This window comes from Tunicatimonas pelagia (assembly GCF_030506325.1).
GTDB lineage: Bacteria > Bacteroidota > Bacteroidia > Cytophagales > Cyclobacteriaceae > Tunicatimonas > Tunicatimonas pelagia.
On sequence record NZ_CP120683.1, the window covers coordinates 4140944 to 4157890 of the forward strand.

At 43.9% G+C, this 16947-nt stretch carries 15 protein-coding genes; 7 read left to right on the forward strand and 8 right to left on the reverse strand.

Annotation, left to right across the window (positions count from 1 at the left end):
• The first annotated feature begins 108 nt into the window (after positions 1-108).
• The 5 genes from dcd (at position 109) to P0M28_RS17790 (ending at position 3819) form a co-directional block, all read left to right on the forward strand.
• Positions 109-624, forward strand: a complete 516-nt coding sequence (gene dcd / locus P0M28_RS17770) for a dCTP deaminase (protein ID WP_302203944.1) — start codon at positions 109-111, stop codon at positions 622-624.
• A gap of 7 nt (positions 625-631) precedes the next feature.
• Complete coding sequence (yidD, locus tag P0M28_RS17775; RefSeq protein ID WP_302203946.1) at positions 632-868, forward strand: membrane protein insertion efficiency factor YidD; 237 nt, start codon at positions 632-634, stop codon at positions 866-868.
• Between the two features lie 75 nt (positions 869-943).
• Positions 944-1417 (forward strand): bifunctional diaminohydroxyphosphoribosylaminopyrimidine deaminase/5-amino-6-(5-phosphoribosylamino)uracil reductase RibD, encoded by a 474-nt coding sequence (gene ribD / locus P0M28_RS17780; RefSeq protein ID WP_367281873.1) that lies wholly within the window; start codon positions 944-946, stop codon positions 1415-1417.
• 60 nt (positions 1418-1477) lie between these two features.
• On the forward strand, positions 1478-2512 hold the full coding sequence (gene trhO / locus P0M28_RS17785; RefSeq protein ID WP_302203947.1) for an oxygen-dependent tRNA uridine(34) hydroxylase TrhO: 1035 nt from the start codon (positions 1478-1480) through the stop codon (positions 2510-2512).
• A gap of 335 nt (positions 2513-2847) precedes the next feature.
• Positions 2848-3819, forward strand: coding sequence for a M23 family metallopeptidase (locus P0M28_RS17790; protein ID WP_302203948.1), 972 nt, complete (start codon positions 2848-2850; stop codon positions 3817-3819).
• Between the two features lie 194 nt (positions 3820-4013).
• On the opposite strand, the gene P0M28_RS17795 is transcribed toward P0M28_RS17790, so the two are convergent.
• From P0M28_RS17795 to P0M28_RS17820, 6 genes are all read right to left on the reverse strand, one after another.
• Positions 4014-4946, reverse strand: coding sequence for a DMT family transporter (locus tag P0M28_RS17795; protein WP_302203949.1), 933 nt, complete (start codon positions 4944-4946; stop codon positions 4014-4016).
• Positions 4946-6022 (reverse strand): LptF/LptG family permease, encoded by a 1077-nt coding sequence (locus tag P0M28_RS17800; protein WP_302203950.1) that lies wholly within the window; start codon positions 6020-6022, stop codon positions 4946-4948. Before P0M28_RS17800 ends, P0M28_RS17795 begins: the two co-directional genes overlap by 1 nt.
• Positions 6023-6045: 23 nt before the next feature.
• A complete protein-coding gene (gene tgt, locus P0M28_RS17805; protein ID WP_302203951.1) occupies positions 6046-7176 on the reverse strand; it encodes a tRNA guanosine(34) transglycosylase Tgt in 1131 nt (376 codons plus the stop codon).
• A gap of 106 nt (positions 7177-7282) precedes the next feature.
• Positions 7283-8158 (reverse strand): DMT family transporter, encoded by an 876-nt coding sequence (locus tag P0M28_RS17810; protein WP_302203953.1) that lies wholly within the window; start codon positions 8156-8158, stop codon positions 7283-7285.
• A gap of 70 nt (positions 8159-8228) precedes the next feature.
• Positions 8229-10211: a sensor histidine kinase gene (locus tag P0M28_RS17815; RefSeq protein ID WP_302203954.1), complete on the reverse strand. Its 1983-nt coding sequence runs from the start codon at positions 10209-10211 to the stop codon at positions 8229-8231.
• 115 nt (positions 10212-10326) lie between these two features.
• Positions 10327-11748, reverse strand: coding sequence for a sigma-54-dependent transcriptional regulator (locus tag P0M28_RS17820; protein ID WP_302203955.1), 1422 nt, complete (start codon positions 11746-11748; stop codon positions 10327-10329).
• Positions 11749-11939: 191 nt separating this feature from the next.
• Between P0M28_RS17820 and P0M28_RS17825 the strand changes: the two genes are divergently transcribed.
• Positions 11940-12395, forward strand: a complete 456-nt coding sequence (locus P0M28_RS17825) for a peroxiredoxin (RefSeq protein WP_302203956.1) — start codon at positions 11940-11942, stop codon at positions 12393-12395.
• Between the two features lie 177 nt (positions 12396-12572).
• Entirely contained in the window at positions 12573-15023 is a 2451-nt protein-coding gene (locus P0M28_RS17830) for an ABC transporter permease (protein WP_302203957.1), read from the forward strand.
• A 106-nt stretch (positions 15024-15129) separates the two neighbouring features.
• Here P0M28_RS17830 and P0M28_RS17835 read toward each other — a convergent pair whose 3' ends face one another.
• Positions 15130-15687: a hypothetical protein gene (locus P0M28_RS17835; protein WP_302203959.1), complete on the reverse strand. Its 558-nt coding sequence runs from the start codon at positions 15685-15687 to the stop codon at positions 15130-15132.
• A gap of 22 nt (positions 15688-15709) precedes the next feature.
• Positions 15710-16843, reverse strand: coding sequence for an outer membrane beta-barrel protein (locus tag P0M28_RS17840; protein WP_302203961.1), 1134 nt, complete (start codon positions 16841-16843; stop codon positions 15710-15712).
• Positions 16844-16947 lie beyond the last annotated feature (104 nt).

A 16947-nucleotide genomic window follows, 5' to 3' on the forward strand; every position in this document is an offset into this window, starting at 1 on the left:
GCGTTATTCTAATACTACGCATTTATCGTTTACCTTACATAGCTGATGTTATAGCTAAGTCTTCATGGTAAAGTAGTAGAGGATGTGCTAGGTTTTGAAGAAAAACATATGATACTGTCAGGAAAAGAAATTGAGCGGTTACAGGGCGGCGAAATCAGTATTGACCCATTTTCACGGGAGCAGCTTAATCCGAACAGCTATAATCTGAAATTGCACAATGAGCTTTTGGTTTACCAGAACCGAGTGTTGGACATGAAAGAGGATAATCCGGTTGAGAAAGTTATCATTCCGGATGATGGCTTAATTCTGGAGCCAGGGCGACTTTACTTAGGACGAACAGTAGAGCGTATTCGGGCGAACTTCCATGTTCCACTCTTAGAAGGCCGGTCTTCTGTGGGTAGGTTGGGAATACTGGTACATTTCACCGCGGGCTTAGGAAATATCGGTTCCGATGGGTGCTGGACATTGGAAATTGCGTGTGTGCAGCCGGTTCGGGTCTACCCCGATGTAGAAATTTGTCAGATTTACTTTCAGGAACTACGGGGCGATCATATAAAATACCAAAGTAAGAAATACCACCATTCGGATATTCAACCTAGTTTACTTTTTCAGGAGTTACGTTAGTCAATACATGCTTATCTACCTAGCCAAAGGACTTATTCGCTTCTACCAGTACGCTATTTCTCCGCTATTGGGTAATAACTGCCGTCACGCACCTAGCTGTTCTCAGTATACATTAGAGGCCATTCAAGAATGGGGCTTTTTAAAAGGAAGCTGGCTCGGTATCAAGCGAATTGCGCGTTGTCATCCCTGGGGCACCCACGGTTACGATCCGGTGCCTAAACGAAACGAGCCTAGCCAAAAGTAGCCCAAAAAACTGGTTTCATGTCTTAAAAACTTTTGCCTGCACGCTGCGTGTTAGTACTGTAACATTTGTTATTTCATGAATTCTTCTGATGAGTTGTATATGCGTCGGGTGCTGGAATTGGCCGAGTTAGGTAGGGGAAAAGTAGAACCGAACCCCATGGTTGGCTGTGTAATTGTGAAAGAAGAGCGAATTATTGGGGAGGGTTGGCACCAAAATTACGGCGAGGCTCACGCCGAACGCAATGCGGTAGATAGCGTATCTAATCAAGAGGATATTATTGGAAGTACTGTATACGTTAACCTGGAACCCTGCTCACACTACGGAAAAACCCCACCCTGTTCCAATTTGCTCATTCGCCACCAAGTAAAGAGAGTGGTAGTTTCTAATATTGATCCTAACCCGCTGGTCGATGGTGGTGGTATTCGACGAATGAAGGAAGCTGGTATTAAAGTAGATGTAGGCATTCTTCAGGGAGAAGGTGAGCGGCTCAACTGCTTGTTTTTTCAGCAAATTATTGCTAAAACTCACCCTGGTTCAGTACCTCACTAAGCAGAAGTAGTAGAATTCATTGGTAATTGCTAATTTTGCGAAGATTTCTATTTTTCAGCTATGCATTTACACAATCGCGTTGATCGAGAGATACTAAAGCAGCAAATTCAGGAAAGCACTGAGGAACGTATTACACTATCTTTTTACCAGTATGCCCGTATTGGTAACCCAATGTTTTTTCGTGATCATTTGTATTTACAGTGGTCGGAGTTGGGCGTATTAGGTCGTGTATACGTAGCGAATGAAGGCATTAATGCTCAGATTAATATACCCAAAGATCGTTTTAGCCAATTTCAAGAACAGCTTACCACTATTACCTTCCTAGAAGATGTACGGTTGAACGTTGCGGTAGATGACGATAGCAAATCCTTCTATAAGCTAAAAATTCAGGTAAAAAAGAAGATTGTAGCCGATGGGCTAAATGATGCTGCATTTGACGTAACCAACAGAGGGATTCATCTAAAAGCAGAAGCTTTTAACGCCCTGACGGATCGTCCTGATACCGTGGTAGTGGATATGCGGAACCACTACGAAAGCGAAGTAGGTCACTTTGAAAACGCTATCTTGCCAGATGTAGACTCTTTTCGAGAATCACTACCTAAGATAGAAAATATACTACAGGAGCACCGCGAGAAGAATATTGTTATGTATTGCACTGGAGGAATCCGATGTGAGAAAGCGAGTGCGTACTTCAAGCACAGAGGTTTTGAGCATGTGTATCAGCTAGAAGGGGGCATCATCAATTATGCCCGAGAAGTTCAAGAAAAAGGGCTCTCTAATAAATTTAAAGGGAAAAATTTTGTGTTCGATGAACGCTTGGGCGAGCGTATCTCCGACGAAATTATCAGCCACTGTCACCAATGTGGTGCGCCCTGCGATACCCATACCAATTGCCAAAACGAAGCCTGTCACCTCCTGTTCATTCAGTGCGAACGCTGTGCGGAAAAGTACAACGGTTGCTGCACTCCCGAGTGCCAAGAGGTTATTCAACTTCCGGCAGAAGAGCAGAAAGTACGGCGGAAATCACGACCGCAAAAACGGAATATCTTCCGTAAAGGACGTTCCGAGCATTTGAAACACCGACTAAAACAGTAGTATTAACGTTTCAATAGCTTTTTCTTTTCTTTTCTACTGTACGAATACTCTAGCCTGAGTACTTTGTATTTTTTCGTGCATTGGCCTACTATTCAGTACACCTTTTTTTATACTTTCCTTCTCGATACTCTCACTCTCCTATCGCTAGGATACATCAAATTGGGGAAATTCAGGGCTGAAAATCGTAAAAGCCAGAAAACTAATCAATGTACTATTTAGCGCAAGCTGTAGTTTAATTTCTGGAGAGTAAATAGTATTTTTACAATATAAATTATAGAATTTTTTTAACCTTATCGCAAAAAGATAAACTATCAGTCTCAAACCAGTCTTAACAGATGTCAAAAGTAAAATACCGTTACGATACAGAGACTTGCAAATACGAACCGATAAAACGGACATCAGCTAGTATTGTGTTAGATATTCTGTTATACAGCTCACTAGTAATGATTGGCGCGGTCTGTATTCTGGTAATTTACCTCTCCTACTACGACTCACCTAACGAAAAACTGCTCCGTAAAGGAAATGAAAAGTTAGTTTTTCGATTAGAGATGTTGAATAAGGAGATGAACCAAACGGGTCAGGCACTAGCAACATTGCAAAACCGCGATGATAAAGTGTACCGCACTATTTTTGAACAAGAGCCTATTGCGGCTTCCATCCGCAATGCTGGAATAGGTGGCACTCGTCGCTACCAAGATTTGATAGAGCAGGGTTTAGAGAACGGAGACTTTCTGCTTAAAACGCTCACCCAATTCGATCAGCTAAAGCGCCAGATGTATATTCAAACCAAGTCGTACGACGAGATACTAAGTCTGGCTAAAAGGCAGCACCTAATGCTGGCATCTATTCCAGCGATCACCCCTATTTCATTAAAGCAATCGTACTTATCTTCTGGGTTTGGTATGCGTTTTCATCCGATACATAGAATAAAGAGAATGCACTACGGGATAGACTTTGGAGCTCGGGTAGGAACGCCGATTTACGCCACCGGAGCAGGTCAGGTAACTAAAGTATCTACCCGCTTTACTGGTGCCGGAAAAAATATTGAGATTGACCACGGTTTTGGTTTCAAGACCAAATACTTTCATTTATCGGAGTTTAACGTAAAAGTAGGGCAGAAAGTAAAGCGGGGTGAGCTTATTGCTTACAGCGGCAATACCGGAACATCATCGGGACCTCACCTGCACTATGAGGTAATTAAAAACCGTAAGAAGGTAAATCCGATTCACTATTTCTACCAAGATATTACCGACAAAGAGTTTGAAAAACTGGTAGAGCTGGCTTCTATCGAGAACTCGTCTATGTAGTGCTAGGTTGCAAAATGGCTAGATTGTCACTTGGTCATTGAGTTACAGGCGACCGTCGCACGGGTTAGAAAGTTGCAGTGTTCAGGTGTTGGGAGTTAATCATTATTCATCAGTCATTACTCATTATTCATTAGCTGGTTGGTTCCATCAACGATCAATTTTAAATTCCGGTCTCCGGTCATATCTCTCTTCTTTTACGAAGCTTCCTCTAAATCTCTACGGCTGCTAATTCGGTAATACCTTCTCACTTTTTGGTAACGGCGAATGAGCGGATAGGCAAATACTGAAGTTAAAATAATTAGTGTACCCACGTAAAACTGCGGGGTCATTTGCTCTTTCTCGCCAAACACCAGTACGGCCAACACAATTCCGTACACCGGTTCCAGATTATTCGTCAGATTCATGGCAAAAGCCGTTACGTATTTCATTAATTCTACAGATACCGAATAGGCGTATACCGTACAAGCCAGAGCCAGCACCAACAACCACAGCCAGTCGCTTACCGAAGGGCTGAGGAACAACTCACCTGTATCGCTAATCCATTGTTGATAAATTGGAAAGAACAAAGCAATGCTTAGGGTTGCGCCCACCATTTCGTAAAATGTTATCAGGTATGGGTCGTAATGCTTACTGAACTGGGCATTGAGTACGGTAAACACAGAGGCAATCAATGCAGAAACTATGGCCATGCCAAGGCCTAATGCGTAAGTAAATTCAAAGCGAAAAATAACGTATAACCCTACAATCACCAGTACGCCCAGTAGTACTTCGTAGAGTTGAATCTTGCGGCGAGTCATCCATGGTTCAATTAAAGATGTCCACAACGAGCAGGTAGCCATTCCGGCCAAAGTAACTGAAGCAGTAGAAACCCGAGCCGCTCCAAAGAACAAAATCCAATGAAGGGCAATTAAACTTCCGGTGCCCAGCAGGGCTAACATTCGCCCTGGTACCCGAAAATCAACTCCCCGAAACCACAGCAGTAACGCAATGGCACCTGAGGCAATGAGGGTACGAAAAAAAACGATTTCTACCGCAGGGATGCTGATAAGTAGACCAAGCACTGCCGTAAACCCCCAAATCAGGACAATGAAGTGCAGTAGTACATAATGTTTGGTTCGGGCAGCCATTAACGGCGAACGATGTAGTAGAGAAAAATACCGACAATAGTAAATATAATGTTCGGCAGCCAGACCGCCAGCATGGGATCCATAGAATTTACTTCGGCAATACTACGAGCGAAAATAAAGAAGATAATGAAGACGAACGCAATCAGGAAGCCCAGTGCGATCTGGAATCCTGAACCACCCCGACTTTTTTTAGCCGACATAACTACGCCAATAAACGTGAGAATAATAGCCGTGAAGGGCGACATATAGCGAATGTATTTTTCTACCAAATACACCGGAATATCGTTAGCTCCCCGCTCCTGTTGCTGAGCAATGTACTGATCTAGTTCAGGCAACGTGAGGGTTTCAAATAATCCGTAGGTACTACCAAAATCTTTGGGCGAAATATTCAAAGTAGTATCCAAGCTTACTCCGTTCGAAATGGTTTCATCCTCGCCGTCAAACTGATGCAGCGTCCAGTTTTTGAGCGTCCACTTCGACTGGGTAGAATCCCACTCAATACGGCGAGCCGAAAGCTTTTGCAGCATCTGGTTACCCTGAATTTGCTCTAGGGTAAACCGATAACCCACATTATTACTGTTATTGTAGCTTTCCATGTAGGCGTACAGCTCCGGAGCTACTTTCATGTGAATGTTCCGTTCGTCGTAGTAAAACGGACTTTTAATGTACGTTTGCTCAAAAGCAATCCGGTCTTTATTAGCATTGGGAATTACCCATCCGTTCAGAAAGAAGCTTACTACCGCAATAAGGGAGGAACCGATGAAGTACGGCACCAACAGGCGAGGAAAGCTTACTCCGCTACTCAGCATCGCCACAATTTCAGTATTGTTCGCCAACTTAGATGTGACGAATACTACCGCAATAAAAACAGTAATGGGGGTTATCAGACTGGCTAGGTACGGAATGTAGTCCAGGTAGTAGGCGAGAATTTCTACACCACCTAGCTGATGTTCCAGAAAATCATCGTTTTTTTCGGTAAAATCGATGACGCAAACAATAGACACCAGTATCAGCACCACAAAACCGAAGGTGCCAAGAAATTTCTTAAGTAAGTAGCGATCTAATATTTTAAGCATCGGATGGTTTACTTCAACTACGGTTACAAGCGTTGCATAATTGTGGGGAGTATTTGATTTTTCCAGTTAGCAAAACTTCCCCGCTCTATTTGCTCTCGGGCCTGCCGGGTTAGCCAAAGATAAAACGTTAAATTATGCACACTTGCAATTTGCGGTCCCAACATCTCTTTAGCGTGTATTAAATGTCGCAAATACGCCTTGCTGTAGAACGTGCTCACGTAACCGCCTAGTGTCTCATCAATAGGAGAAAGGTCATTCTTCCATTTTTCGTTCCGAATGTTGATAATTCCCTGAGTAGTAAATAGCATTCCGTTGCGGGCATTGCGGGTAGGCATTACGCAATCGAACATATCTACTCCCAAGGCAATGGACTCCAGAATATTGGCAGGGGTGCCCACGCCCATTAAATAACGAGGCTGATGGGCTGGCAAAATATTGCAAACCAAATCAGTCATTTCGTACATCATTTCCGCTGGTTCACCTACGGCCAATCCGCCAATAGCGTTACCCAACCGATTTTGCTTCGCTACAAACTCTGCTGATTGCTGACGTAAATCACGGTAAGTGCTGCCCTGTACAATGGGAAACAAGGCTTGTTCGTAACCGTAGTGCCCCTCGGTTGAATCAAAGCGTTCAATACAACGCTCCAGCCAGCGATGGGTTAGGTGCATGGATTGCTTGGCATATTCGTAATCGCAAGGGTAGGGAGTACATTCATCAAAGGCCATAATAATATCGGCTCCAATAGCTCGCTGAATATCCATTACCGACTCCGGACTAAATGTATGCCGAGAGCCATCGATATGCGATTGAAAAGTAACGCCCTTTTCCTTAATCTTACGCATATTGGTAAGTGAGTATACCTGATAACCACCACTATCAGTTAGGATTGGACGATCCCATCCATTGAAACGATGCAGCCCGCCCGCTTGCTTTAGTAATTCTATGCCAGGTCTCAAGTAGAGGTGATACGTGTTGCCAAGGATAATATCGGCATTAATATCTTCTTTGAGTTCCCGCTGATGAACGGCCTTCACGGTACCGGCCGTGCCTACTGGCATAAAAATGGGCGTGCGAATTGTTCCGTGGTCAGTAACCAGTTCGCCGGTTCGGGCATTACTTTTAGTATCAGTTTTTTGTAAGGTGAATTTCAACTTAGATGTTATGGTGTTAGCGTGCTGAAGTGTTATGGCGTTAAGTTACTGAACTCTGAACTTTAAAACTCAGAACAATAACACTTTAACACCTGGTACTACATTGTTAAACTACCGATTCTCGCTTTGGCTGATTTTCTTTTTGCTTTTTCTGTTTGTACCATACATTCAGAATAACTCCGGCGATTACTAGTACCATACCTACGTAGGTAAGTATATTGAACGTCTCGCCAAAGAAGAAAAACCCAAACAGTAGGGCATAAATAATGCTAAGGTAATTAAGGTTAGCCACTTTAGAAACTTCTTCCGCTTGGTAGGATTTGGTCATAAAATACTGAGCAAACTGCGTAAGCACCCCAATTCCTAGCAGCACTAGCCAATCCCAGCCCTGAGGTTGCACCCATTCAAAAGCAGAGAGAATACCAGTAACCGGAAGAGTAACCAGCGGAAAGTAAAGCACAATCACCAACGGATGTTCTGAATGGTTGAGCTTGCGAATAATGGTGTAGGCCATGCCGGACCCACCTGCGGCAATGATGCCCATTAGTAGATGAACTGGTTCCATCCGAGCTTCAAAGCCGCTGATAACCAGCATCCCTATAAAAGTAATCAAGAAGAAAAACCACTGTAGAGTCCAGACTTTCTCACGGAGTAATAACATGCCTAAAATAGCAGTGGCAATGGGAGATAAGAATTGTAAGGTAATAGCCGTAGCCAGCGGAATATTTTGTAGCAGTGTGAAGTATAGAACTAGAGCTACCGCCCCAAAAGCACCCCGAGCCACTAGCCACTTACGGTTATTTCCCCACATATTCACCTTCTGAACCCGCAGAACAGAATAGCTCATCACCAGAGAAATTAAGCTTCGAAAAAACACGGCTTCTACCGCCGGAATATGCGATATTAGTTTTACCAGCACATTCATACAGGCAAATAGAAAAGTAGCCAGTAGCATGTAGCGAACACCGGGAGAGAGAGTCATGCAATCTGAAAGGAAAAACGATAGAAATACTTAGTAACGCAGAAAAGAAAGCAAGGTTATTCCTGGTTTCTTAAGCTTGTTGAGCTTCTACTTCTACTGTTTGAGGTAGCGTATCGTAGATAATTTCCGGCTCTTCATTAATAGAGTCAGCGAGTGGGATGCGGAAGTAGAAGCGACTGCCTAAGCCTTCTTCGCTTTCTACGTAGATTTGCCCACCGTGAGCTTGCACAATCTCTTTAGAAATAGCCAAGCCTAATCCTAAGCCTCCTTTGTTCTTCTTGCCGTTATCGGATAGCTGCACAAACTTGTTAAACACTCTTCGGGCATTTTTAGGAGATACACCCGGGCCAAAATCTTGAACAGAGCACTCTACGTAATCGCCTACTTGCCTGGTAGCAACAATTACCTCACTTCCCTCGGGAGCGTAGCGAATGGCATTAGTAAGCAGGTTAATGAGCACCCACGATATTTTTTCAGGATCAATGTTGATCTCCAGTAGGTTTTCAGCAGTTTCATTTTTCAGCGTAAGGTTCTTTTCCAGAAGCTTAACCTGTACGGGAGCTGTGGCGTACTCAATGAGTACTTGAGGGGAGACGAGTTTCTTATCCATCTGAATGGTTCCGTTCTCAGCTCGAGCTAAATCCAGTAGTTCGGTAACCATTTTAACCAACCGATGCACCTCCTGCTTCATTGAGCCTACAATTTCAGACTGATCTTCCGACAACTCCCCAATACGAGGGTTTTGCAGTAACATCAGACTCATATTGAGGGCAGAAAGCGGAGTCTTTAGCTCGTGAGAAACTACCGCAACAAATTTAGATTTGGCTTCGTCAGATTCTTTAAAAGCAGTAATGTCCTTGAGAATGACAATATAGCCGATAAACCTCCGAAATGAGTCTTCTCGTCCGTATACTCGCATAATTTCTTTAGTGAAGAAAGCCTTCTTGCCGTGGTAGTTATCTACCTTTAAGAAATTATGGGTATCCTGACCGTTTGGTTTATCCGACTGGCGAGCAGTTTCCCTAATAACCTGATTAAGCTCGGCGGTTACTTCATTATCAGCAAAATCGCTGAGTTTTTTCCCTAAGAACTGCTCATCTTCCAAATTGGTAATCTGCTTACCTGATTCGTTCACTAGTATGATTCGCTTGTCTTCGTCCAGCATAATTAGCCCATCGCTCATGCTTTTGATGATCGATTCCATCCGACTCTTCTGCGCCTGCACTTCCTCAATGTTGAGCTTCTCGAATTCCTGGAGTTTGATAGACATTACGTTAAAAGCTTGGGCAAGCTCTCCCAACTCACTACGCGAGTCTACCGTAATTTTCTGCTGGTACTCCCCTTGCGAAATCCGCCGTATTTTTTCGGTGATATCCGTAAGCGGCCTTACAATAGCGTGGGGCACCTGGTACACCGCCCACCCGACAATAATAAGTACCAGCACCAGAATCAGAAATACCGATACTTTAGAGCGGAAATACAATCGCTGAGCAATGGCATCTTTCTTACTAAGCTGGGCGTGGTTAATGCTAGCTAGTTGAATACAGTTTTCCCGAATTAATTCGTTTCGTCGCTGAAGCACAGTAAAATACAGTCCAATGCGGTCTACCGTATACTCAAATTGCCCTATATCCTCTTTGTAAGCAAGATACTCATCCTGAATCTGGCTAAACAGTGCATCTTCTCGTTCTCCGGCAACATTGTTCTGGCAGAGGATCAGTTGATTCTCAAACACCACTTGCTCAGCCACCATTATATCCATCAGGGTAGAGTCATCGTAGTTTGTGCCCAGGCATATTTTAGAAAGGATTTGATCAATTTTGGAAAGGGATGCGGTCATTCCCTCAGTAGCTTTAATAGCTCGGTAGTTATCTTCCAGAATTTTGTTGGAGGCATCCCCCAGGTTTCCGAGGTAGTAAATAGTAGTTCCTACCAGCAATAAGGTAAGAACTGTTACTAAAAGAAATCCGGAAAATATCTGCGCCCTAATCTTCATCCTCTGATAATGCCAATGCGGATTGAACCACTGTAAAACGTTTGTCTTCTTCGACATATCAGTTACAAAAATTAATCAGAAGGTTGGAAGTGGGGATAAAATACCCAAAAAAAGGTAAGTTGTTCATCATTATGATAATAGTTCTATCAGTCTGAAAGCTTGTAGATTCTAATTATGAGCTAATGTTATACTCTTTTAGCTTGCGGTAAAGGGTGGCTAACCCAATATCTAATCGCTTAGCCGCTTCTGATTTATTACCATTCGTTGACTCTAGCGTTTTAAGAATATGAGCCTGCTCTACCGATTTTAAATCTACCAGTCCAGAGTCGGGCGCATAGCTCACTGTAGCGGGTGAACCACCCGAACTGACTGGGGTATGATTGCTCGCCGGACTACTAACTGTTACTGGAGCTGTTTGGTGTAAAATCTCATTGGGTAAAGCATCGGGGGTTAGACGGTCGGTATCGGCTAAAATAACGGCACGCTCTACCACATTGCGGAGTTCGCGAATATTCCCCGGCCAGTTGTAGCGCTTAAGGTAATCCAGAAATTCGGGATCAATACTAGAAATTGATTTGTTGGCTCGTTCGGCGTGCTCTTTCAGTAAATGCATTACCAGCACATCAATATCTTCTTTGCGGTCGCGCAAAGCGGGTAAGTCAATAGTGAAAGCACTCAGGCGATAATACAGGTCGCGGCGAAACGCTTCATTATCATCGTTGACCAACTCTCGGTTGGTAGCTGCAATAATGCGAATATCTACTGGAATAGGTTCGGTTTCGCCCACCCGATTAAGCATACGTGTTTCTAACACACGCAGTAGTTTAGCTTGTAGCTCAGGAGACATTTCACCTAGTTCGTCCAGAAAAATAGTGCCTCGGTCGGCCGCTTCAAAGTACCCTTTTTTATCGGAGCTGGCTCCGGTGAATGAGCCTTTCTTATGGCCGAATAGTTCAGATTCTTGCAGATCTTTAGGGATGGCCGCGCAGTTGATCGCTACAAAGTTTCCCTTGCGGCGCCGACTAGCCAAATGAATTGCTTCGGCTAGCAGCTCCTTACCCGTTCCGGTTTCGCCCAGTAGAAGTACGGTAGTATCGGTTACGGCTACCTTTTTTGCTAGCTCCAGCATTCGCTGTACCGACTGTGAGCTCCCTACAATCTTAGCGAAGCTAGACTTGGAGTCTAACCGAAATTCCATTTCTTGTAGCTTTCGGTTGAGCACGGCCTTTTCCATGGCTTTCTGCACAACCAATGGTAAGCGCTCATCGCCATCACCTTTTGCCAGATAGTCAAATGCACCCAACTTCATCGCTTGCACGCCATCCTTCACGTTGCTAAAAGCGGTTAATACCACTACCTCAATGAGGGGGTACTCTTTCTTCACGTATTTAGTGAAATCGATGCCATTAGCATCGGGTAGGTTTACATCAGTAAGCAGAAGGTGAATGGTTTCATTGCGGAGGATTTCCCGCCCAGAGGCCACATCGCTAGCCTCAAAAATCTTGTATCCCTCTAGCCCCAGTATTTTGGCTAACAAACTGCGAATGCTCGCTTCGTCTTCTACAATTAAAATTGAATTGCCTTGAATATCCATACGTACAATTACTTACTGACTGTTACAAAAATATCCTTTTTTTATTTCTTGAAAAATTACAAACATCAATCTTATCTATTCTGTTGGTTTTTAGGCTAATGTACTGTATTACACAAATTTATTGCTCCGGTACAGCTCAACATAAGATTAGTAATTGTACTCAATAACGGAAATATTACATTTTATAAATAATGCCTTTAAAAGTTAATCAACCCGCTCCCGATATCTATCTTCCTTCTACCAGTGGTAGTCACTTTAAGCTGAGTCGCGATTTAGCGAATCAGCCCGGGATCATTTACTTTTACCCCAAAGATTTTACGCCCGGTTGCACCCAAGAGGCTTGCAGTTTTCGGGATTCTTTTTCGGTCTTTCGCGACTTAAATATTACAGTGGTAGGAATTAGCCGGGATTCCATAGAAAGTCACCAAAAATTTAAACAACAGCATAAGCTTCCGTTTGAATTACTCTCTGATAAAAGTGGTGAAGTTGCCAAAAAATACCAAGCACTGGTGCCTTTCTTAAAAGTAGTACGCCGGGTTACTTACCTGCTAGATGCCAATCATAAAATTGCGGCAGTGTACGAAGATATGTTCGGCGCAGAGAAACATATCAAGCAGATGATTGAAGCAGTGAAGAAAAATGCCTAGCGTGGGTTTATGGTTCTGAGAATACAAACGTTATTTTATCACTTGCGCCAATTTTAGAGCGCGTGTTTACAAGGCATCTATCACCCAAAACAGGGGATATGTAGAGCGAGGAAAAGGAAATTAGCAATAATTATTGTAGCTTAAGCTTAGATAATTTCCATCCTCTCAACCACTACAATGCTGCGTATCTATTTCAAGTTTGCTGTTCGTACTTTTTGGAAAGATAAGTTTTACACGCTGCTCAATATTATTGGTCTGGCAATTGGTATTGCGGTGAGTATTATCATTTTGCTGTACCTGCAAAATGATCTCACTTACGATCAGCACCACGCAAAGCATGAGCAAATTTATCGCTTGGTCACCAACGTGAAGGGGCCGGGAGTAGAATTTCATACTGCCAGTGCCGCACGGGAAATGGGGCCGATGCTATCGGAAGACTACCCAGAGATACTTTCTTTTGTGCGTTTGGAAGGAATGGGACGTATTTTAGTGACGGTGCCCAATGCCGGAGAAGAAAGTCTGTACAACGAAGAAGAGTGGGGGCGGGCAGATTCTACTATCTTCAAAATTTTTACGCATTCCTTTCTTGCGGGAGATCCTACTACCGCGCTGCGGGAGAAGAATAGTGTAGTGCTCACCGAAGCACTAGCTCAGAAATACTTTGGTGAAGAAGAAGCCCTAGGTAAAACCTTGTTGCTGTATGAGAGCAAAGAGAATTTCACGGTTACGGGAGTGATAGAAAATTTACCCGATAACTCTCACGTAAAATTTGATGCGCTCGTATCGTTCATCGAGCCCCGGGAGTGGGCCATGCAAGACGGTGAATTTAATTCGGAGGCCATTTGGAACCCCGATGTGTTTACGTACCTCCTGTTTCCGACAGGGTACAACACCGCTGATTTCTTTGAGAAGCTTCCGCCTTTTCACGAAAAATACATCAAACCCTTCGGTGATAAAGTAAGCAGTGAACTCTGGTTTTATCTGGAGCCGCTAGCTGACGTACACTTTTACTCGGAGCAGGGAGGCGACCAGCCGCAGGGGAACATTGCGTACGTGTATGCTTTCGGGGGGATTGGTCTGTTCATTCTGCTGCTGGCCTGTATTAACTATATGAACTTGGCAACAGCGCGCTCGGGTAACCGCATGAAAGAAATTGGGATGCGAAAAGTGCTGGGTTCCAGCCGTCGGGCGTTAGTTCTTTCCTTCTTAGGTGAATCAGTGCTCTTATCAGTATTGGCACTACTTATTGCCCTCGGTTTGGTCTTTATCGTATTGTACGCCACACCTTTTAACGACTTGATTGAGAAAAGCCTGTCGCTCAACTTGCTACAGAATCTTACGCTACTGGTTGGGGCAGTCAGTATTACATTGTTTATCGGGATAGTTTCCGGCTTGTATCCGGCCTTTTATTTACCCGCCATTTCTAGTGTGCAATCACTGAAAGGGGCGTTTAAGTCATCATCTTCGGGTATTCTGCTCCGGAGAACGCTGGTCACCCTTCAGTTTACTATTTCTATTGCGGTAGTTATTTGTACGCTACTGATGCAAGATCAGATTAGCTACGTACGAAATCAGGAACTAGGCTTTAACCGAGAGCATTTGTTACTGGTGCCAATCCAGGACACGCTGGTGCGAAATCAGCTTCCTTACATTAAAAACGATCTGGAACAGTACGATGGTGTACTAAGCACCACCGTTTCGTACAACGTGCCCGGATTGAGTGTTGGTAATAGTGTTTTTCAAGTAGAGGTTGATTCTAACTTAACCACCCAGGCATTCCGAACCTTTTTTGTAGGGGAAGATTACTTATCGACCATGAATATTTCTTTGTTGGCCGGACGCGATTTTCGCCCGGATATGGCGGGCGATACCGATGGTAAATCATTCATCATTAACGAAGCTGCTGCCAAAGAACTAGGTTGGTACAATCCTAACCGAACAGGGGCTAAGTTGGAAGATGCCCTCAGTGGACGACTGAAATTCTTTCACGGGGAAGAGTTAGGTAACGTAGTGGGTATTGTGCAAGATTTTAATACAAGCTCGTTGCATAATGCGATTGAACCGACAATTATTATTCCTGCTAACCAAGCCGGTGGAGTGTTCTACGCCCGATTGAAGGGAGAAAATATACCGGAAACGATGGACTTTATCGAGGAGAAATGGGCAGCTTACGATCCTAACCATCCGTTTGAGTACGAGTTTCTGGACGAAAGCTTCGATGAATTGTATCGGACTGATGAGCGGCAAAGCTCGCTTATTTCCGTGCTTTCCGGCATCTGCTTGTTTATTTCGTTGTTGGGAGTTTTAGGTTTATCAGCCTTTACTGCCGAGCAGCGCACCAAAGAAGTTGGAGTGCGGAAAGTATTGGGAGCTACCGTTCCACAGATTGTGTACTTACTCTTTAAAGATGTGATGGTGCTGGTTGGGCTAGCTTCACTATTGGCTGCCCCCTTAGCGTACTGGCTAATTGACCGCTGGCTACAGGACTTCGCCTACCGAACTGAGATTAATATCTTACTATTTGTACTCGCCAGTGTGGCTGCCCTCCTTATTGCCTTCACTACTATGAGTTTCCACTCGGTAAAAGCAGCTCGTCGTAATCCGGTAGTAAGTTTGCGGTACGAGTGAGTAGCTCAAAGTGGGCGTACTCAGTTTTTGCAGCAAAGCGTAGGTATAAAAATTTCTGTAGCCCCCTTTTCCGAAGGAAGAGAAAGTGACTTTTGCAATTACTTGATTACCAGTCTTCCAAATTGGCAGCATTTATTTGCTCCGTTTTCTGCCGATGTAGGGCATCAACTAATTGCTGGAGCTGATCTTCTAAAGATGCTTGAATTTGCTCCTCTAGTTGATCTTGCTGCTTATCGCGCCACTTCGGCAGCCACTCGCTTAGCAGCTGAGGAGAATTTTTGTCGGCTACGTAGCGACTGTAGCGATTACGGGTGTAATTCTGAACGTAGATACTATCGGCAGCGTAGCGTAGTTTGCCTTCTTTCAGATCAACCGTAGCCCGATAGGTAAGTAACCCGACCGGGTGCTTTAGTGCCGAACGGTTATACAGCATAAACTGCTGCGGAAACCGAAATGAGGTAGAATCAACACTGATGACTAAGGCAGAATCTTCAGACTGAGTATAGTCTTCTGATTGGAAATACTGTTGGGTGTAACTTTTAAGTTGCGTAAGAGAAAACGCGGTCATTGGCACCACTTGCTGAAAGTATACCTGATTTAGCTGGGCACTTCCTAGAGAAATAGCCCACACTACCAGTAAACAAGACAACCACCGCGTTTTCATAAATTACTCCTATATTAATGGTTTAGAAAGAATATACCGCAGCAAAAATGAATGACGCCAAGGAAGATTGAGTCTCTCCATCTCGGCTAGCAAAGCCAAGGCTATCTTCGTCGGATACTACATCTATTCTAACTTCAGGAATCAATGTTAGATTACCTAATGCAATATTGCTGGATACTGTAAAGTCTATAATATTTTCGCTGTTATCTCCTTCAAACAGTGAGTAATACTCACCTCTCGCCCCAAAAGAAACCGTCTCTGAGGTTGCATATTGGGCGTAAAGGGCGGCACCGTAAAAGCCAAAGTTATCGCCGTCAACATCTTGGATGTCTCCACCTGCAACTTCTTCGCCTGTACCGGTAGTATTAATAGTGGTGTTTAAACCTAGGTAAAAATCATCGCTAAGGTCAATACCCGCTGTAAGGTCAGCTTGGAATGTGGCACCAAGCGACTCATTGTCCAGTAAAATAGGTAGTAAGTCTTCATTAAGCGTACCATCTTGGTCGCCGTAGAGAAAATTCAGATAGGCACTCACTCCGTTATTATCATAGCCCAATTGCGCTCCTAAGGTGTAAGTATCAAACAGATTAAAATCGGTGTAGTCGGTTGGGTTCATAACCGCTAACATCGCTGAAAAACCATCAGCTAGTGCGAAATCAGCTTTCAGCCCGGTATGGGAGAACGGGCCCGTTGAGAACATATACGAAGTTGAGTAATTGAAATTGCCAGTAGGAGAAATTACTTCGTAGCCCAAGAAAGTATTGAAGTTACCTAGTGTTAGCGTAACGGCATCACTTGCATTGTAATAGACATACAATTGGTTGATGATATTAGATGATCCGGTAGAATTGAAAACAGCTTCTTGCCCCCGTGGCCCGAATACCAAGTCGGCTACAAACCCAACCTTCTCGCCTTCGTAGGAAGAAATCAGATTTACCATACCTAACCCAAAACCAGGGCGGTTGGCAAATGAAGTAGCCGGAGCTGAGAAACCTAAGCCATCGTCACCGTCTATAGCCCGGTTGAAGGAATTGGCGTTATAGCGGAAGTAAGTGTCTACCGAACCGGAGAACGAGAATGAACCTTCATCTTGCGCTAAAAGGGGCAGACTAAAGAAGGTTGCTAATGCGAATGTGAGTAGATTAATTTTTTTCATGTTTTTTGAAGTCCGTGTGTTACGTATGAATATGATAGGCTGAGGCAATAGGTGCCCTGACCACTAATTAGTGATGAACCTATTGAGAATAAGAAATGGATCAG